This is a genomic window from Devosia faecipullorum (assembly GCF_015158295.1).
In the GTDB taxonomy this organism is placed as follows: domain Bacteria; phylum Pseudomonadota; class Alphaproteobacteria; order Rhizobiales; family Devosiaceae; genus Devosia; species Devosia faecipullorum.
The window spans coordinates 250,322-268,749 of the sequence record NZ_JACDXV010000001.1; the positions used below are offsets into that span (position 1 = coordinate 250,322).

The 18,428-nt window shown below is 61.4% G+C and carries 15 protein-coding genes and 1 tRNA gene; 8 read left to right on the forward strand and 8 right to left on the reverse strand.

What is annotated here, in order from left to right; genetic code table 11:
* The first annotated feature begins 54 nt into the window (after positions 1–54).
* A complete protein-coding gene (locus tag H0482_RS01210) occupies positions 55–711 on the forward strand; it encodes a hypothetical protein (protein WP_193728208.1) in 657 nt (218 codons plus the stop codon).
* Between the two features lie 54 nt (positions 712–765).
* Here the strand turns inward: H0482_RS01210 and glnA are convergent, their stop codons facing one another.
* Entirely contained in the window at positions 766–2,175 is a 1,410-nt protein-coding gene (gene glnA / locus H0482_RS01215) for a type I glutamate--ammonia ligase (RefSeq protein ID WP_193728209.1), read from the reverse strand.
* Between the two features lie 56 nt (positions 2,176–2,231).
* Positions 2,232–2,570 carry a P-II family nitrogen regulator gene (locus H0482_RS01220; RefSeq protein ID WP_193728210.1) on the reverse strand — a complete coding sequence of 113 codons (339 nt, stop codon included), beginning with the start codon at positions 2,568–2,570 and terminating at the stop codon, positions 2,232–2,234.
* Positions 2,571–2,888: 318 nt separating this feature from the next.
* On the opposite strand from H0482_RS01220, the gene H0482_RS01225 reads away from it, so the two are divergent.
* From H0482_RS01225 to H0482_RS01235, 3 genes are all read left to right on the forward strand, one after another.
* Positions 2,889–2,973: transfer RNA gene (locus H0482_RS01225), tRNA-Leu, on the forward strand.
* 47 nt (positions 2,974–3,020) lie between these two features.
* Positions 3,021–4,400 (forward strand): trigger factor, encoded by a 1,380-nt coding sequence (gene tig / locus H0482_RS01230; RefSeq protein WP_193728211.1) that lies wholly within the window; start codon positions 3,021–3,023, stop codon positions 4,398–4,400.
* A gap of 166 nt (positions 4,401–4,566) precedes the next feature.
* A complete protein-coding gene (locus tag H0482_RS01235) occupies positions 4,567–5,742 on the forward strand; it encodes a GGDEF domain-containing protein (RefSeq protein ID WP_193728212.1) in 1,176 nt (391 codons plus the stop codon).
* Between the two features lie 65 nt (positions 5,743–5,807).
* Here H0482_RS01235 and H0482_RS01240 read toward each other — a convergent pair whose 3' ends face one another.
* Positions 5,808–7,319: an ATP-binding cassette domain-containing protein gene (locus tag H0482_RS01240; protein WP_193728213.1), complete on the reverse strand. Its 1,512-nt coding sequence runs from the start codon at positions 7,317–7,319 to the stop codon at positions 5,808–5,810.
* 708 nt (positions 7,320–8,027) lie between these two features.
* Between H0482_RS01240 and parE the strand changes: the two genes are divergently transcribed.
* The 4 genes from parE (at position 8,028) to H0482_RS16840 (ending at position 13,458) form a co-directional block, all read left to right on the forward strand.
* A complete protein-coding gene (gene parE, locus H0482_RS01245; RefSeq protein ID WP_193728214.1) occupies positions 8,028–10,043 on the forward strand; it encodes a DNA topoisomerase IV subunit B in 2,016 nt (671 codons plus the stop codon).
* 7 nt (positions 10,044–10,050) lie between these two features.
* Positions 10,051–10,473, forward strand: coding sequence for a GFA family protein (locus tag H0482_RS01250; protein ID WP_210319080.1), 423 nt, complete (start codon positions 10,051–10,053; stop codon positions 10,471–10,473).
* A 331-nt stretch (positions 10,474–10,804) separates the two neighbouring features.
* Positions 10,805–12,247 (forward strand): DEAD/DEAH box helicase, encoded by a 1,443-nt coding sequence (locus tag H0482_RS01255; protein WP_193728216.1) that lies wholly within the window; start codon positions 10,805–10,807, stop codon positions 12,245–12,247.
* A gap of 143 nt (positions 12,248–12,390) precedes the next feature.
* Positions 12,391–13,458 (forward strand): GGDEF domain-containing protein, encoded by a 1,068-nt coding sequence (locus H0482_RS16840; RefSeq protein ID WP_193728217.1) that lies wholly within the window; start codon positions 12,391–12,393, stop codon positions 13,456–13,458.
* Between the two features lie 41 nt (positions 13,459–13,499).
* On the opposite strand, the gene aroA is transcribed toward H0482_RS16840, so the two are convergent.
* From aroA to sufD, 5 genes are all read right to left on the reverse strand, one after another.
* Positions 13,500–14,768, reverse strand: a complete 1,269-nt coding sequence (gene aroA, locus H0482_RS01265) for a 3-phosphoshikimate 1-carboxyvinyltransferase (protein WP_193728218.1) — start codon at positions 14,766–14,768, stop codon at positions 13,500–13,502.
* 192 nt (positions 14,769–14,960) lie between these two features.
* Positions 14,961–15,356, reverse strand: a complete 396-nt coding sequence (locus tag H0482_RS01270) for a HesB/IscA family protein (RefSeq protein ID WP_193728219.1) — start codon at positions 15,354–15,356, stop codon at positions 14,961–14,963.
* Between the two features lie 53 nt (positions 15,357–15,409).
* Entirely contained in the window at positions 15,410–15,784 is a 375-nt protein-coding gene (locus H0482_RS01275) for an SUF system Fe-S cluster assembly protein (protein ID WP_193728220.1), read from the reverse strand.
* 10 nt (positions 15,785–15,794) lie between these two features.
* On the reverse strand, positions 15,795–17,015 hold the full coding sequence (locus H0482_RS01280) for a cysteine desulfurase (protein WP_193728221.1): 1,221 nt from the start codon (positions 17,013–17,015) through the stop codon (positions 15,795–15,797).
* A gap of 204 nt (positions 17,016–17,219) precedes the next feature.
* Positions 17,220–18,428, reverse strand: coding sequence for a Fe-S cluster assembly protein SufD (gene sufD / locus H0482_RS01285; protein ID WP_193728222.1), 1,209 nt, complete (start codon positions 18,426–18,428; stop codon positions 17,220–17,222).

Below are 18,428 nucleotides of genomic sequence, written 5' to 3' on the forward strand. Positions count from 1 at the left end.
CCATTGACGCGGTGCGCTCATGCTGATGGGTAGGCACCGGAGGAAGGCTGCATCATGACCGACATTCTCGAACGGCCCAGCATTGCATTGCACGGCATACGTACGGTCACCGGCCGCTATGTCATCGGCAAGCAGGCAGTGCAGCCGGGCGTCAACCTGTTCGGTTGCCGCCTGCGCATGATGTCCAGCGACGCCTTCCGCGTCACGGCTCCGGTCATTCCCGAACAGGGCGAAGAGGTGACGGCCAGCTTCGGCCCGCTGGGGACGCTCAATGGCCGGGTCGAGCGGCAATTGGAGGACGGCTTCGTCGTGGCCATCGCGCAGAATCAGGTGAGCCGGGACAAGCTCAATGCCCGCATCACCACGTTCAGCGAACGCCTCTGGACCGGCGAGCTCGACCGGCGCAGCGACAAGCGCCTCATGCCCCGCAATCCGCGCACCGTACTTTCCCGTCCCGATAACTGGTCCCAGCCCTGCCTCGTCCTCGACTATTCCGGGGCCGGAGCCGCTCTGTCCGCCGCCTTCCAGCCCGCCGTGGGCGAAGTGGTGACGATTGGAAAGATCACGGGCGAAGTGGTGCGGCTTTTCGATGTCGGCTTTGCCGTCCGCTTCTTCGAAAGCCAGCAAGTCGATCAGGTGGAGGGCTTGCTCGAAGCCCCGGACGAATGGAGCGCCATCGTCCGGCGGTCCTTTCCCCCGGACCTGTCGTAGAAACTCAAAAGCGAAGGGGCCCCGAAAGGCCCCTTCCCCATTTCTGCCCAGCGGTCAGGCCGAATAGTACATCTCGTACTCCACCGGATGCGGTGTCTGGTCGACCCGGACCACTTCAGCCATTTTCAGGTCGATATAGGCATTGATGAAATCGTCATCCATCACGCCGCCGACCTTGAGGAAATCGCGGTCCTTGTCGAGGTTTTCCAGCGCTTCGCGCAAGGAGGCCGACACGGTGGGGATTTCCTTGAGTTCTTCCTTGGGCAATTCATACAGATCCTTGTCCATCGGATCGCCGGGATGAATCTTGTTCCTGATGCCGTCGAGACCGGCCATCAGCAGCGCGGTATAGGCGAGATAGGGATTGGCCAGCGGATCAGGGAAGCGCACTTCCACGCGCTTGGACTTCGGCGACTGGCCGAAGGGAATGCGGCAAGAGGCCGAGCGATTGCGCGCCGAATAGGCCAGCAGCACCGGCGCTTCGAAGCCGGGAACCAGGCGCTTGTAGGAATTGGTGGTCGGATTGGTGAAGGCGTTGATGGCCTTGGCATGCTTGATGACGCCGCCGATGTAATAGAGGCATTCCATCGACAGGCCCGCATATTGATCGCCGGCGAAGAGCGGCTTGCCGTCCTTCCAGATCGACATGTGGCAATGCATGCCCGAGCCATTGTCGCCATAGACCGGCTTGGGCAGGAAGGTCGCGGTCTTGCCATAGGAATTGGCGACCTGCTGCACGGCGTATTTGTAGATCAGCACGTCGTCGGCCGACGGGATCATCTGCTTGTATTTGAGCCCCAATTCGTGCTGAGCAGACGCCACTTCGTGGTGATGCTTCTCGATGATGACGCCCATCTGCCCCATGGCTTCGAGCATTTCACCGCGCATGTCCTGGGCGCTGTCCAGCGGCGGCACCGGGAAATAACCCTTCTTGATACCGATATGGTGGCCATTGTTGCCGCCTTCATATTCGGCGTCATTATTGGTCGGCAGCTCGGGATGATCGACGGAGAAACCGACCTTGTAGGTGGTGGCCGAATAGCGCACGTCGTCGAAGATGAAAAATTCCGGCTCCGGCCCGAACAGGACGGTGTCGCCGACGCCGGAGGACTTGACGAGAGCCTCGGCCTTCTTGGCGATGGAGCGCGGATCGCGGTTATAGGGCTGGTAGGTCGCCGGTTCGAGAATGTCGCAATTGATGGCCAGGGTCGACGCGGCGAAGAACGGGTCGATATAGGCCGAATTCGGATCGGGCATCAGCACCATGTCCGACTCATTGATCGCCTTCCAGCCGGCGATGGAGGAGCCGTCGAACATGATGCCGTCTTCGAACAGATCGGCGTCGACGACCGATGCGTCCATGGTCACGTGCTGGAGTTTGCCGCGCAGGTCGGTGAAGCGCACGTCGAGATACTTGATGTTCTCGTCTTTCATGCGCTGGATAATGTCGGCTCCGGTCGTCATTCGGTATTCCCCTGTCTAAATCGGAATGCTGGTATTGTATGGTGCGGTGCGTGCGGTCAGAGCGCGTCGTCGCCGAATTCGCCCGTGCGGATGCGGATGGCCTGCTCGATGGAGTAGACGAAGATCTTGCCATCGCCGATGCGCCCGGTCTGGGCGGCAGTACGGATCGCCTCGACCGCCTTGTCGGCAAGTTCATCGGAGCACACGACCTCGACCTTCACCTTGGGCAGGAAATCCACGACATATTCCGCGCCGCGATAAAGCTCGGTGTGGCCCTTCTGGCGGCCAAAGCCCTTGGCCTCGGTTACGGTGATGCCCTGCAGGCCAACCTCTTGCAGCGCTTCCTTGACCTCGTCGAGCTTGAACGGCTTTACGATAGCCTCGATTTTTTTCACTTACGCCTCCACTGACCGTTTTCGGCAGTTACCGCCAAGCCGTATGCACTTGCCATGCCACGCCATGCCAGGACCAAAAACACCATATAATATAACCATTTAGACGAGCAGACCCCAGGGGATGTGGATGCCGCTCATAGGCTGTTTGCGCAAAAAATGAGCAATATGCCCACGATATAATCAAGTCTGGCGCGGCGCGCCATAGGATGTGACGCGCAAATGGGCGGCCTCATCGACAGGGGGCGGTGAACAATGAGGCTTTGACTGGCTTTCAGTCTTCATATAGATGCAACGCCAACCCGGCCGACGGGGGCCCTTGCGGGTGTGGCGGAACTGGTAGACGCACTGGATTTAGGTTCCAGCGCCGCAAGGCGTGGAGGTTCGAGTCCTCTCACCCGCACCAAAATGGCCTCGGCCTAACGAGACAAATCAAGACGGAACAAGACCCCAATGCAGGTTACCGAAACCCTCAATGAAGGCCTGAAGCGCAAACTGAGCGTCACCATTCCGGCCGCGGACCTCAACACGCGCCTCGATGCCAAGCTCGAAGAGCTCAAGGGTCAGGCCAATATCAAGGGCTTCCGTCCCGGCAAGGTGCCGACCGCGCATCTCAAGAAGGTCTATGGCCGCTCGGCCATGTCCGAAGTGATGACCGACGCGATCAATGCCACGGTGTCCGACACGCTCGACGAGCGCAAGGAACGCGCCGCCGCACAGCCGAAGGTCGATCTGCCGCAGGACCAGGCCGTCATCAATGACGTGCTGGACGGCAAGTCCGACCTGGCTTTCGAAGTCGAATATGAAATCCTGCCGCCGGTCACGCTGATGGACATCAAGGGCGTCAAGCTCGAGAAGCCCGTCGTCGCCGTCACCGACGAAGAAGTCGAAGCCGAAGTCAATCGCGTGTTCAGCCAGAACCGCGGCTATACCGACAAGGGCGAAGGCGCCATCGTTGAAAACGGCGACCGCCTGGGTCTCTCCTTCGTCGGCAAGATCGACGGCGTTGCCTTTGATGGCGGCACTTCGGACCACGCTCACCTGACCGTCGGTTCGGGCGAATTCATCCCCGGCTTCGAAGAACAGCTCGTGGGCATGAAGAAGGACGAAACCCGCACCATCACGGTGACCTTCCCCGCCGACTACCAGAACAAGGAACTGGCCGGCAAGGAAGCGACCTTCGACGTCACCATCCTGCATGCCGATGGCCCGAACCAGGGCGATCTGGACGACGATTTCGCCAAGCGCCTTGGCCTCGAGGACGTTGCCGCCCTGCGCAAGGCCGTGCGCGACCAGATGGAAGCCGCTCTCACCTCCATGGGCCGCCAGCACATGAAGCGTCAGGTTCTCGACGCTCTCGATGAAGGTCACAAGTTCGACGTTCCGGCCCAACTGGTCGAAGCCGAGTTCAACACGATCTGGCAGCGCGTCGAGCACGAAATCCAGAGCCATGGCCGCTCCTTCGCCGATGAAGGCACGACCGAGGAAGAAGCCCGCGCCCAGTATCAGCGCATCGCCGAGCGCCGCGTGCGCCTGGGCCTCGTCGTTGCCGAAATCGGCAATGTCAACGAAGTGCAGGTGACCGACGAGGAGCACCAGCAGGCGCTGATCGCCGAAGTCCGCCGCTTCCCCGGCCAGGAACAGCAGGTTTACGACTATTACCGCAAGAACCCGCAGGCGCTTGCCAGCCTGCGCGCTCCGATCTTCGAGAACAAGGTCGTCGATCACATCATCGAACTGGGTGAGATCACCGACAAGACGCTGAGCCGCGACGAGCTGGCCAAGCTGATCGAAGCTGGCGAGGACGAGGTTCCCGAGGAACACCACCACTAAGCGAAGCCATTCGCCGGTGAATTCAAGGCCGCCCCCCGGGGCGGTCTTTTTTTTGCTCTGTGCCCAAATTGAATCGACACGTCGAAACGAAGTTTAACGCTCGATTATCGGTCTTCCCGCTACGATCCGGACCGCTTTGGGGAATCGGGAAGCACGAGCAATCAGAATGGCGGGCCATATCTTTTTTTCGCTGCTCAATCCGGTCATCGCCGCCATCTTTGCTACGATGTTCCTGCTTCTCTGGCGGCGATTCCAGGCGCATCGGCATTTCGGGCTGCTCGCGCTGGCCTTCCTGCTATTGGCGGCCGGATTCGCGTTTTACGATTTCAGCCCCCTCGGCAGCGAAGTGGCGAACCGGCTGATCAGCAATATCGCTTTCGCCGCAGCCATCATCATCGCTTGTTGCGCCGCGTTGCAGCGGAGCCGGATCCCCATTCCATTTGCGGCCTTCGCCGCCCTGCTCATTCCCGGATACGCCGCCTTCGTCTGGTTTCTCGTCCTTGTGCCGTCAATAGATGCCCGCATTGTCATCGTCGGCCTGATCTTCAGTGGCCTGTTCCTGATCTCGGTCACCAAGCTGTTGCAGGCCGGGCCCTCCTCCACACCCGACCGCCTGATCGTTGCTGCCGGCATCCTGGGCGCAATTCTGCCGCTCGCGCGCCCGATCCTGATCCTCCTGGGCATTCTCGACGCCGCCGACGGCCCTACATTCCGGGAATCGAGCTATTGGCTCTCACTACAGGCCTTTTCGCCCATCCTTAGCGGAACAGTGGCGCTGCTGTTCCTCTCGGCCATGACCATGGACATGGTGGATCGGCTCAAGGCCGAAGCCAATCATGATTATCTCACCGGCCTGCTCAACCGGCGCGGCTTCGAATCGGCCATCGGCAAGGCGCTGCTCGGCAACCGGCATTCGGCGCTGCTGATCGCCGATATCGATGATTTCAAGCAGGTGAACGACCGTTTCGGACACAAGGTCGGTGATCTGGTGATCGCCGGCGTGGCGCGGGCCCTGTCCAGCCATAGCGGGGCGAAATTTGCGGCACGCGTCGGCGGCGAGGAATTCGCCCTTTATTACGACCACAGCGACCAGGACGCGCTGCAGCGCCACGCCGAAGCCATCCGCGCGGCGGTCCGGCATATGGTGGTGGGCGGACTGCCCAAGGATTATAATCTGACGCTCAGCATCGGCCTGCATACACATGGCCCGGGGCAAACGCTGTCGGACATGCTGATCGAAGCCGATCGCGCGCTCTATAGGGCCAAGAGAGATGGCAAGGACCGGGCGGTCACTTCCAGAGCGCCGCTGCACTCCTTCAAGCCCAAGGCGCGGCTCGCTTGAAGCATCGGACCGAAAAGTGTCCTCGCGGCTTTCGGTCCGATGCGCAAACAAGGGATTAGAGCGGATCAGCCCGCCATACCGGCCAGAAACGCTTCCGGACCATCCACCTCGCGCAGTTTGCGGCCCTCGATGACCAGAAAGCGCGTACCGATGGCGCGGAGGAAGGCGCGGTCATGAGTGACGAGGATCGTCGTCGCCCCCTGCCCTGTGATGTCGGCCTCCAATTGCTCCTGACCGGGAATGTCGAGATGATTGGTCGGCTCGTCCAGAAGGTAGAAGTTCGGTTTGGCAAGGCGTAAGGCCAGAAGGGCCAACCGCGCCCGCTGGCCCAGCGACAGCGTCTGGATGGGCTTTGTCTGCCGGTCCGGCTGAAAGCCTGCGCCGGCCAGAAGCGCAATCGTCCGGCGGTCGCCTTCATCGAAACGGTCCAACAGGTAATCGAGCGGTGACGGATCGAGCGGCAGCCAGCCCAAGGCCTGGTCGAGATAGCCTGGCGCCAATTGCGGGCTGACGCGCATTCCCTCAGGCACAGCGCCAGCCAGCGCTTCTGTGACCAGACGCATGAATTGCGATTTCCCGGTGCCATTGCGGCCCAGCAGCACCAGCCTTTCCCCTTGAAAGACATGCAGCTTGTCGATGGTGAACAGCAGCCTCGCGTCGGGCGTGGTGACAGCTACCTTGTCGATGGCCAGCATTACCCGCGCGTCGGCGCCGCTATTGCCCAGCCTGACAAGGCCCGTGCGGTCGCGATGGGCCTCCTGCACCTGCGCTTCGATCTTTTCGGCGCGGTCGCGCAATTGCCGGGATTTGACAGTCAGCAGGTCGGAGCCCGAATTGATACCGATATTGGTGAGTTTGGCCGCCTGCCGGCGTAGTTGGCTGGCCTGTTTCAGATCGCGCTCGCGCTGGGCCTCGATGGCGGCGTCCACCTGATCCAGCTCGGCCCGGGCCGCCGTATAAGCCAGCGGCAGATAGACCTGCTCGCTAGGCCGCAGGAACAGCGTGCGGTTGGTCGTCGCGTCAAGAAAGGCGCGGTCGTGGCTGGCGATGATGACAGGCAGGCTTTTCGCCGCATAGGCGAGCCAGTCTTCTAGCATCGTGATCCGGCCCAGATCAAGATGATTGGTCGGCTCGTCCAATAGCAGCGCACCGGGCTGGGTGACCCAGGCGCGCGCCAGAAGCGCCATGCGCTGCCAGCCCCCGCTCAGCTGGTTCAAGGGACGATCGCGCAGGTCGAGGGGAATGGAAAATTCCTCCATCACCACATCGACCCGCCAGCCTTCGCTGTCCAGAATGGCCGTATCGAGCGCCGAAGCGACGAATTGGCTGAGGGACTGGCCCAGCGCTGCCTCCGGCACATCCTGCGGCACATAACCGACGGCAAGGCCGCGCGAGCGGGTGATTTCGCCGTCACTGAGTTCGGCGAGACCGGCCATGGCGCGCAACAGTGTGGACTTGCCCCGTCCATTGGGGGCGACAAGGCCGACATGATCGCCTTCGCCGATGACTAGATTGAGATTGGAGAACAACAGCTCGCCAGCGCGGTGGCCAGCATTGCGGAGGCTGATCATGCCCATGGGATTTCACTCACTGGATCGGCGCGATGATTTCGAGCGCCATTTGCCTACAAGCGGAGCGCTGAAACATGCAGCGCGCCATGACGGGCAAACCAGAGGTGAGGCAAACTTGACGAAGCGCCCGGACCGGCTGGTCAGCCCTGCAGCGAAAACCGCAGGGCATGAACGGGACCGCGCGTGCGATGCGTATGAAATGTCATGCAGCCCTCCCCGTTTCAGGTGTTGAACAATGCTTCATTGCTAACCACGTTGGGCAGGCAAGGCAAGTAGGATCACACGAGGTAGAACACCAGGCTCACGCCCAGCAACGCCCCAAGGCGCGACACGCGGAAATTGGCCAGCCGGTACGCAATACTCAATCCGGCTTCCGGCCAATGTCCAGGCGTGTTCGTCCCGAACCTGATCCCTCGATACGCAATACTGGGCAATTCGGGTCGCATACGGCAACTCCAGACAAACCGTATGTCCCTAGTTCTAACAGCGGGCATTTAAGAAAATGCTCCCAAAGGACGAATGGGCGGTAAACCGAGTGACTTATCTTGGGACGAACCTGTCCCGACCGGCGCGCGGGGTTCGCCAACCGTTCCCCTTGACGCCCCCGATGCGGCCATCCCTGTGGGAATTGCTCATGCGGCCAGACCCACGGAAACGGCTGGGATATGGTAGAAAACGACCCGGCCTGATTCGGGCAGAACATATGGAACGTGCATGTCTGATCTCTTCGGTAGCGCCGCGCCCCAGCCTGAACAGCCCAAGAAGGCAGAGTCCAAAAAGGCGGCAGCAAATGCCTCCCTGCCGACAAATGGCGACTATGGCGCGGGCGATATCGAGATTTTGGAAGGGCTTGAGCCGGTCCGGCGTCGGCCCGGCATGTATATTGGCGGCACCGACACCAATGCCTATCACCACCTTTTTGCTGAGGTGATCGACAATTCCATGGACGAGGCCATTGCCGGCCATGCCACGCGGATCGAGGTGCATCTGGGCGCCGACGGATACCTTACGGTTACCGATAATGGCCGGGGCATTCCGGTCGAGAAGCACCCGAAATTCCCCAATCGCTCGACCCTCGAAATTGTGCACACCGTGCTGCATGCCGGCGGCAAGTTCGATTCAAAAGCCTATGAAACCTCCGGTGGCCTGCACGGCGTCGGCGTTTCCGTGGTGAATGCCCTTTCCGACGACATGGTGGTGGAGGTGGCGCGCGACCAGCAGCTGCACCGCATCATCTTCTCGCGCGGCAAGGTGGTGCAGGACGTGGAAAATATCGGCCGGGTGCAGAACCGGCGCGGCACCTCCACCCGGTTTCATCCCGACCCCGAAATTTTTGGACCGTCGGCGCATTTTTCGGCGGGCCGTATCTTCCGCATGACGCGGGCCAAGGCCTATCTGTTCGGCGGCGTGGAACTGCGCTGGAGCTGCGACGAGAGCCTCGCGGGCGAGGACGTGCCCGCCAAGGCAGTGTTCCACTATCCCGATGGCCTCAAGGATTTCATGACCGCTCGGATCGAGGGCGAGACGCGGATCACCGACGAGCTTTTCGCCGGCAAGAGCGGACGCCCCGGCAGTCACGGTTCTGTGGAATGGGCCATTGCCTGGACGCTGGGCGATGGTGGGGTGCAATCCTATTGCAACACCGTGCCGACGCCAGATGGCGGCACCCATGAATCGGGCATGCGCCTCGCTTTGCTGCGCGGCCTCAAGAATTATGCCGAACTGACCAAGCACAAGGGCGCTGCCAACCTCACCGCCGAAGATATCCTGACCTCATGCTCGGTCATGCTCTCGGTCTTCGTGCGCGAGCCAGAATTCGTCGGCCAGACCAAGGACAAGCTGGCCTCGGGCGAAGCGGCCCGCATCGTCGATAATGCGCTGCGCGACGCCTTCGACCATTGGCTGGCCGCCTCCCCCAACCAGGCGGGGAAGCTGCTGGACTGGGCTGTGGAGCGCGCCGAGGAGCGCCTGCGCCGCCGCAAGGAAAAGGAAATCGACCGCGCCAGCGCCACGCGCAAGCTGCGCCTGCCGGGCAAGCTGGCCGATTGCACGCAGAACGCGGCGCAGGGCGCGGAGCTTTTTATCGTCGAAGGGGATTCGGCCGGCGGTTCGGCCAAGCAGGCCCGCAGCCGTGCCAATCAGGCAGTGCTGCCCCTGCGCGGCAAGATCCTCAACGTCGCCGGCGCCAGCCGGGACAAGCTGGCCGCCAACCAGCTCATCGCCGACATGATCCAGGCCCTGGGCTGCGGCACCCGCGACCGCTATGTCGAAGACGATCTGCGTTACGACAAGATCATCATCATGACCGACGCCGACGTGGACGGCGCCCATATCGCCTCGCTGCTGATTACGTTCTTCTTTCAGGAAATGCCGCGCCTGATCGAGAACGGGCATCTCTATCTCGCCATGCCCCCGCTCTATCGCATCAGCCAGGGCGGCAAGACGCTCTATGCCCGCGACGACGCGCACAAGAATGAACTGATGGAAACCGAATTCGCCGGCAAGGCCAAGGTGGACATCACCCGCTTCAAGGGGCTTGGCGAAATGCCCTATGCCCATCTGCGCGAAACCACCATGTCACCCAAGTCGCGCACCTTGTTGCAGGTGAAAGTGCTGGACGACCGTGAAGCGACCAAGATCACCGTGGACCGCCTCATGGGCACCAGACCCGAAGCCCGTTTCGAATTCATCCAGGAAAATGCGGCTTTCGTGACCGATCTGGATATTTAGTATGAAGCTGGACCTCGACATTAAAGACATCGAAGGCGCCTGCCACTGCGGTTGCGTGACGTTCCGCGTCAGGCTGACGGATGGACTGCGAACGGCGAGGCGTTGCGATTGCAGCTATTGCCGCATGCGCGGGGCCATTGCGGTGACGGCGGATCTGGGCGCGTTCGACATTCTCACCGGCGCCGGGAAACTGAGCGTCTATTCCTTCAACACCATGACCGCAAAGCACTATTTCTGCTCGTCCTGCGGTATCTACACACACCATCAGCGCCGTTCCAACCCCGGGCAGCTAGGGGTCAACGTGGCGTGTCTGAAGGGGGTAAGTCCGTTCGACTTTCCCGAAGTTCCCGTCAATAACGGCATTGCTCACCCAAGCGACGGGCATGGGTCAGGACTGGCCGGCATCTTGCGGTATGTTCCGGAAGCATAATCGATATCGTAACGGTGTTAGTTGTTAAGCACCTAAGGACGTTGACTCATCAGAGCTTTGCGGTATGGTCCGCGCCGCCGGTATGGTACGCAGTGTGCGCAGGTCTATTGCTGCCGCAGCGCCTGAGTAGCCGGCTGGGTTGAGCGGCAGGCCGAAAAGGCGGTCGCAAGCCCGAGCCGAGGGTGCTGAGGAATTTGTCGATTGGTTGGCACCCGCAAGAGGCATGGTCCCGCAGGATTAGGCCTGTTGACCTTCCAATGACCGGACGCGCGACCCAGGCAATCCAGCCCGCCGCGACGCCGGACAGAATCCTTGAGTGGAACGACCGACTTTGACCGATACCTTTTCTGGACTTGGCCTCTCAAGCAAGGTTACCGATGCCGTGACCGCGGCTGGCTATACCAAGCCGACCGAAATTCAGGCGCAGGCCATCCCTCACCTTCTGGAAAAGAAGGATTTGATCGGCATCGCCCAGACCGGCACCGGCAAGACGGCAAGCTTCGTGCTGCCCATGCTGACGATACTGGAAAATGGCCGCGCCCGCGCCCGCATGCCGCGCACGCTCATTCTTGAGCCGACGCGCGAACTGGCGGCGCAGGTTGCCGAGAATTTCGAAAAATACGGCAAGAACCATCGCCTTTCGATGGCCCTGATCATCGGCGGCGTCTCGTTCGAGGACCAGAACAAGAAGCTCGATCGCGGCGTCGACGTGCTGATCGCCACGCCGGGCCGCCTGCTCGACCAGATCGAGCGCGGCAAGATCATGCTCAACGGCGTCGAAATCCTCGTCATCGACGAAGCCGACCGCATGCTCGACATGGGCTTCATCGACGACATCGAAAAAATCGTCAATCGCCTGCCGCCGCGCCGCCAGACCATGCTCTTCTCGGCCACGATGGACGCGCAGATCGAGCGGCTGACCAAGAAATTTCTCCGCGACCCGGTGCATGTGCAGGTTTCGCGCGCCGCCTCGACCGCCGACACTATCGATCAGAGACTGGTCAAGGTGTCTTCGAAGCCGGACGAGAAGCGTGCTGCCCTGCGCGAGCGCATCGACGCCGCCGAGGGCCTCACCAATGCCATCATCTTCTGCAATCGCAAGCGCGATGTGGCCACCCTCGCCCGCTCGCTGCAACGCCATGGCTATTCCGCCGGCGCCCTGCATGGCGACATGGACCAGAAGAGCCGGATGGAAACGCTGGATGCGTTCAAGACCGACAGGCTGACCCTGCTGGTCGCCAGCGACGTCGCTGCACGTGGTCTCGACATTCCCGCCGTGAGCCATGTGTTCAATTTCGACGTGCCGGTGCATGCTGAAGACTATGTGCACCGTATCGGCCGCACCGGCCGCGCTGGCCGCAAGGGCGCGGCCTATACTTTCGTGGCGCCCGCCGACGGCAAATATCTCGAGACGATTCTCAAGTTGATCCAGAAGCCGATCGACTGGCTCGAAACGCCCAAGGCAGGACGCAAGCCGGCAGAAGAGACCGAGGCCGATGAGGGCAAGGTCAAGCGGCCGTCGCGCCGCCGCACCACCGCTTCGGCCAAGGAGAGCGTGGAGCCCGCCGCCGAGACCAAATCCGCACCCGCCAGCACTGAACCCGTAAGTGAAAAGCCCGTTCGGGAGAATTCTGCGGAAGCAAAGCCGAAGCAAGAAAGCCGCCGGCGCCCGAAAAAGGTCGAGGAAACCATCGAGGACGGCCCGGAGGATGGTCCGTTCGGCTCCGCCGGCCCGATTCCGGCCTTCCTTCTGCGGCCCGTGCGAACGACTTGAGTGCCCAAAGCAATATTGAGGGCGCTGAACTATCGAATCTTGGCGCTTTATGATCTTATTCGCAAGTAGGACCAAGATGGGGCAAGTACCGACACAATGAAGGTCGGCTTTGCAAGGCAGCGTAACGGCGCGCGGGGTGAGCAGTGTCGGATCAGGAATTCATGCGGGCGCTTGGTTATGCCAATGCTGCGTTTGATCTGCTCAAGCGCAGCGCGATCCCCCCTTATCCGCAATTCTACGAACTGCTCTATACATATGCAACGGGCGTAAATCCGTCCCTCAACAACCGGATCAATGCCGTTTTTCGCAGCGGTACCTCGCCGTCTTCGGATCTGGCCGAGGCGCTCTATAACGAATTTCTGCGCTCGGACATGACCGAACGCATGTCGAGCGTTTCCGAACGCATGCATGCGCGCATCGAATCCGTTCATGAAGCCATCGACGCGGCCATGACCACCGCCAATGCCTATTCGGGCTCGCTGCAATCGGCGACCGGCGACCTGGAGCGCGATCTGGGTGGCGATGCGATGAAGGATCTCGCCGCCCGGCTATTGTCCGAAACGCGGCGCATGCAGGACACCAATCGCGAACTGGAACGGAAGCTGGAAGCCTCGCGCGACGATATTTCCGCCTTGCAGCGCGACCTGGACGATGTCCGGCGGGAATCCATGCTCGATCCGCTGACCAAGATCGCCAACCGCAAGAGCTTCGACGAGGGGCTCGCCCACGCCATTGCCGAGTCGGAAAAGAGCGGCGCCCCATTGTGCCTGATGCTGGTCGATATCGATCACTTCAAGACATTCAACGATACATTCGGCCACCAGACCGGCGATCAGGTGCTGCGGCTGGTAGCGATGACGCTGAAATCCAATATCAAGAACAGGGATCTGGCGGCGCGCTATGGCGGCGAGGAATTCGCCGCCATCCTGCCCTCGACAGACCTTCAGGGCGCGATCATCGTGGCCGAAAATATCCGCAAAGCCATCCAGACCAAGGAATTGCTCAAGCGTTCCACCAATGAAAAGCTGGGCCGCATCACGGCATCGTTCGGTGTCGCCGAGTTCAATCCTTCGGAAAGCGCCTCGACCCTGATCGAGCGGGCGGACCAATGCCTTTACGCCGCCAAGCATGCGGGCCGGAATCGGGTGATCAGCGAGGACGAACTCGTCGAAATCGCCGAAATCCCCACCAAGGACGTATCCGCCGCCTGAAGCGGTTCAACACCTCACCCGGTTGAAAGACCGGCAGTTTTTCAACTGCCGGCGATCAACTCGACGCCGAGCCCGCCCAGCATATCCCAATATTCGGGATAGGTTTTTCCAGTGCAGGAAGGGTCGAGAATGGTGATGCCATCCACCAATAGTCCGGCCAGCGCGAAACTCATGGCAATGCGGTGGTCGTGATAGGTCTCGATGCAGGCCGGAAGTGTCTGGCCGGCGAGGCCCGGATCAGAATGGACGACAAGGTCGTCGCCTTCCTCGACGGCGAGGCCGGGCCGGATGCGGTTGAGTTCATTGGCGACGGCACGGATGCGATCGGTTTCCTTGACCCGCAGATTGGCAATGCCGACGAAACGCACGGGACGATAGTTGAAGGCTGCGACCACGGCCATGGTCGGCACAGCATCCTGCATCTGTGAGCCATCGATGACAGAAGGCATATTCGGATAGGCGGCGATGACGGCCTGAGCGGCAGCATCAGGCTGAGTAAAGGCATCGGCGGCGACGCCCAGATCGATGTTACCGCCGGTCAACGCCTCGATGCCCCAGAGATAGGTCGCGGCGGAGGCATCGGGCTCGATATGAAAATCGCCGGCGACATAGCCCGTGGGCTCCACCAGCCAGGCGCCCTCGCCGCTCTCCCGCACCCTGGCGCCAAAGGCGCGCATGGCGGCCAGCGTCAGATCGACATAACCGCGCGCGCCGATGTCCTTGCCGGTAAGGGCGATTTCGATTGGACCGTCACCAAACGGCGCAGCCATGAGCAGGGCCGAGACATATTGGCTGGAGAGCGAAGCATCGATCTCCACCCTGCCCTTGCCGAATTGTCCCCTGCCGCGAATGGTCACCGGCGGGCAGCCGGTGGGCGCCTCGGCGGCAATGCCCAGCGCATTGAGCGCATCGACCAGCGGCTTGATCGGACGCAGCCGCATGTCCTCGTCGCCATCCACGATGATCGTGCCGTCGATTGTCGCCACGGCAGCCGTCAGGAAGCGCGTGGCAGTGCCGGCATTGCCAAGAAAAAGTGGACCATTCGGCGCGACCAGCTTGCCGGTGCCGGTAACGAGAAATGAGGTCGCGTCAGGCTCCTCGACATTCACGCCCATTTCTCGCAAGGCCCGGGCCATCAGCACCGTGTCCTTGCTCTTGAGCGCACCGGTAAGGCGGCTGGTGCCATTGGCCAGTGCGGCCAGCAGCAGGACGCGATTGGTGATGGACTTGCTGCCGGGCGGCAAAACGCGGCCGGTCAGCGGGCGATTGGGCGGGGTGATGGTGTAGGCGGCGGGAAGAGTGTTCTGCATGGTGTGGGATCAATGCACCAGTGGAAAGCTAGAGGCAACTGAAGTCATCTCGAATTATCAAACGCTTCACCATCGGGCATGCGGACGCCGGACAGCGCTCGTCGCTCACGGGTTTGATCCGTGAACTTTTTTTCGCAGCGGCTTTTGCAGGATCCCTTAGGACAAGCTCGATGGGGACGATCCGTGGGGGGATCAGGCTCCGGCAGGATGGCCCGACGCCCGCGCCTCGGCCAGCGCCTTGAGATCGGCCGGGGCCAGGGTAACGCTTTCGCCGCAACCGCAGGCGCCGGTCTGGTTGGGATTCTTGAAGGTGAAGCTGGAACCGAACTTGCCAGCCTCGAAATCCATCACCGTGCCGAGCAGATACATGGTCGCCTTGGGATCGACCCAGACGTTGACGCCGCGTTCCTCGACATGGTCGTCGCCCTTTACCGGCTCGGTGACGTAATCCATCGTGTAGGACACGCCCGCGCAGCCGGCATTCTTGATGCCAACGCGCAGACCCAGGACCGGCTTATCCGAATCCTCGATGATCTCGGAGATGCGCTCGGCAGCGGCATCGGTCAGCGACATGATCTTGAAAGGCATCGACGGCAAACCTTTATCGGCGTTTCACGATATATAGGACGAAACGCGCCGGATTACCACCAGTTCAACGCAACCTGGGCTTCCTCGCTCATGCGGGAAGCGTCCCACGGCGGATCAAAGACCATGTTGACGGTCACATCCTGAATGCCTTCGACGCCGCGCGCGGCATTTTCCACCCAGCCGGGCATTTCGCCGGCGACGGGGCAGCCCGGCGCGGTCAGGGTCATGTCGATGGTCAAATTGCGGTCGTCATCCAGATCCACCTTGTAGATAAGGCCAAGCTCATAGATGTCCACCGGGATTTCCGGGTCATAGACGGTCTTGAGCGCGCCGATCAGATCGCTGGTGATGCGCTCGACTTCCCCTTCCGGCAGGCTGGATGGCAGGTTCGGCGTGATGCGGGGATCAAGTGTCGTTTCTTCGCTCATAGCGGTTTCCTCAGGCGAAAAATTTCCGGGCACGTTCGATGCCGTCCACCAGCGCGTCCACATCGTCCTTGCCATTATATAGGGCGAAGGAGGCGCGGCAGGTAGAGGTGACGCCGAAACGGGCCAATAGCGGTTGGGCGCAATGGGTACCCGCGCGAACGGCGATGCCGTAGCGGTCGAGAATGGTGGCGACGTCATGGGCATGGGCGCCGGCAATCTCGAAGGAGAAAATGCCGCCCTTGCCCGGCGCCGTCCCGATGAGGCGCAGCGAATTGATGCGGCTCAGCTGCTCCTGCGCATAAGCGGCAATTTCATGCTCATGGGCGGCAATGGCCTCGCGGCCGAGGCTTTCCATATAGTCGAGGGCCGCGCCGAGCCCGATGGCCTGCACGATGGGCGGCGTTCCGGCTTCGAATCGATGCGGCGGCTCGTTATAGGTGACGCCATCCAGCGTGACGGTTTCGATCATCTCGCCGCCGCCCTGATAGGGCTGCATTTCCGCCAGCAAGTCGTATTTGCCGTAGAGCACCCCGATGCCGGTGGGGCCATAAAGCTTGTGACCGGTCATGATGTAGAAATCGGCGTCGAGATCCTGCACGTCCACGCTGATATGCACCGCGCCCTGCGAACCATCGACCAGGACCACAATGCCCTTGGCATGCGCCATGGCGATCATGTCCTTGATCGGGTTGATGGTGCCCAGGACATTGGACATATGCGTGATGGCGACGATACGGGTGCGGCTGGTCAAAGCAGCTTCGAAGGCGTCGAGATCGAGCGCACCATCCTCGCGCACGTCGATGAATTTCAGCACCGCCCCCTGACGCTCCCGGTGGAAATGCCAGGGCACGATATTGGAATGATGCTCCATGATCGTGGTGACGATCTCGTCCCCCGCGGCGATGCGTGGACCGGCGAAGGATGACGCGACCAGATTGATCGCCTCGGTGGCCGATTTGGTGAAGATGATCTCCTCGATCCGCCCGGCATTGAGAAAGCGGCGGGCACTTTCGCGCCCGGCTTCATAGCCCTCGGTGGCGCGATTGGCCAAGGTATGCAGGCCACGATGTACGTTGGCATATTCGTGCCGGAACGCGCGATCCATGCGCTCGAGAACCTGAGCCGGCTTCTGGGCCGAGGCACCGCTGTCGAGATAGACAAGGCGATTGCCATGAATCTGCTCAGACAGGATCGGAAAATCGGCGCGGACTTTTTGAAGGTCGAAGGTCATATATCCACCTGCTCCGGGCATAGGCCCCTCCCCCTTGAGGGGGAGGGGTGGGGTGGGGGTGGGGACTGTTGCCGTCCCAACCCGAAGGTCGTCATCGTGTCGCTGCTTCAATACCCACCCCGGCTTTGCTAGGGGCTCTTTGGGCCTAGCTCCGCGCTAATCTCCCCTCAGGGAGGAGGTTGGGCAAGGGAAGCAGCTTCCGCTTCACTTGCCCAGCAACCAGCCGTCGACAACGCCTTGCAGGGCTTCGTTCAGTGCTTCGTCCTCTACCGGATCGAGCAATTCGGCGATGAAGCCGCGCACCAGCATGGTCTCCGCCTCGACCTTGGAAATACCGCGGCTGAGCAGATAGAAGAGGCTGTCCTCGTCCAGCTTGCCGCAGGTCGAGCCATGGCCACAGACCACGTCGTCGGCATAGATTTCCAGCTCCGGCTTGGAGAGGATTTCCGCGTCATCGGACAGCATCAGCCCCTGATGCATGAACTTGGCATCGGTCTTCTGCGCGTCGCGGAGGACGACCAGTTTGCCCTGTATCACGGCCTTGGAACGGCCACGGGCAATAGACTTGAACAGCGGCTGCGACGACGTATGAGGCACCGCATGGGTGGTTTCCATGGTGATGTCGGCGTGCTGGCCCTCGGAAACGAGGTTGAGCCCGGTAACATCGGCATGCGCCTCCGCTCCCACCAGGTTCGGGAACAGCTGGGTGCGCGCCAGATTGGCGCCCGCATGAATGACCAGCGTGCGCAGCCTGGCGCCATCGGCCAGATGGTATTCGTTGGTGGCGAAATGGCTGACGCCCGACGCACTCAGATCGAGCGTGATATGGGTCAGCACTGCCCCCTTGCCTAGGGCAATATAACTGGCGTGATTGCCGACATGGGCTGCGTCGGAACCGGAGAAGGTTTCCAGAATGGTGGCCGAAGCACCATCGGCGAGGAAAACCTTGACCGCATCGGCCACGTGGGCGGCTTCACCTTCGATGCGGCGTTCGATCTGGATGACCGGATCGACGCTGCTTTCGAGCGTCAGCGTCAGGGCTTCCTTGACCAGACCATTGTTGAGATGGACCAGAACGTCGTCGCGGGTGGTCAGCACGCCACCATTGGCCTTGCCGACGATGATTCCCGCCGGGGCCGTCGCCGCGTTCTGGATGACACCATTGGCGATCATCAGGTTGAAGGCTCCGGGCACCCGCAAGGCGGGCGCGCTGGCCTCGTTGGCCGGCTGACCGAGCGCCGGCACAGCGCGCAGCAGGGTTTTGAGATCGGTATAGTGATAGGACTCGACACGGCGCGTCGGCAGGCCGACCACGCCGATGCGCTCGGCAACCTGGTCGGCGCCGACGGACTTGAGCTGATCGATCAGGGCTTGCTCGGCCGGGCCGAGACGGACAGGAAAGCTGGGTCGCAT

Excerpts from the sequence above, each read along its gene's own strand:
- H0482_RS01210 (WP_193728208.1), top strand. The coding sequence starts at position 55 with ATGACCGACATTCTCGAACGGCCCAGCATTGCATTGCACGGCATACGT.
- glnA (WP_193728209.1), bottom strand. The coding sequence starts at position 2,175 with ATGACGACCGGAGCCGACATTATCCAGCGCATGAAAGACGAGAACATC.
- tig (WP_193728211.1), top strand. The coding sequence starts at position 3,021 with ATGCAGGTTACCGAAACCCTCAATGAAGGCCTGAAGCGCAAACTGAGC.
- H0482_RS01235 (WP_193728212.1), top strand. The coding sequence starts at position 4,567 with ATGGCGGGCCATATCTTTTTTTCGCTGCTCAATCCGGTCATCGCCGCC.
- H0482_RS01240 (WP_193728213.1), bottom strand. The coding sequence starts at position 7,319 with ATGGGCATGATCAGCCTCCGCAATGCTGGCCACCGCGCTGGCGAGCTG.
- parE (WP_193728214.1), top strand. The coding sequence starts at position 8,028 with ATGTCTGATCTCTTCGGTAGCGCCGCGCCCCAGCCTGAACAGCCCAAG.
- aroA (WP_193728218.1), bottom strand. The coding sequence starts at position 14,768 with ATGCAGAACACTCTTCCCGCCGCCTACACCATCACCCCGCCCAATCGC.
- H0482_RS01270 (WP_193728219.1), bottom strand. The coding sequence starts at position 15,356 with ATGCCTTTCAAGATCATGTCGCTGACCGATGCCGCTGCCGAGCGCATC.
- H0482_RS01275 (WP_193728220.1), bottom strand. The coding sequence starts at position 15,784 with ATGAGCGAAGAAACGACACTTGATCCCCGCATCACGCCGAACCTGCCA.
- H0482_RS01280 (WP_193728221.1), bottom strand. The coding sequence starts at position 17,015 with ATGACCTTCGACCTTCAAAAAGTCCGCGCCGATTTTCCGATCCTGTCT.
- sufD (WP_193728222.1), bottom strand. The coding sequence starts at position 18,428 with ATGCGACCCAGCTTTCCTGTCCGTCTCGGCCCGGCCGAGCAAGCCCTG.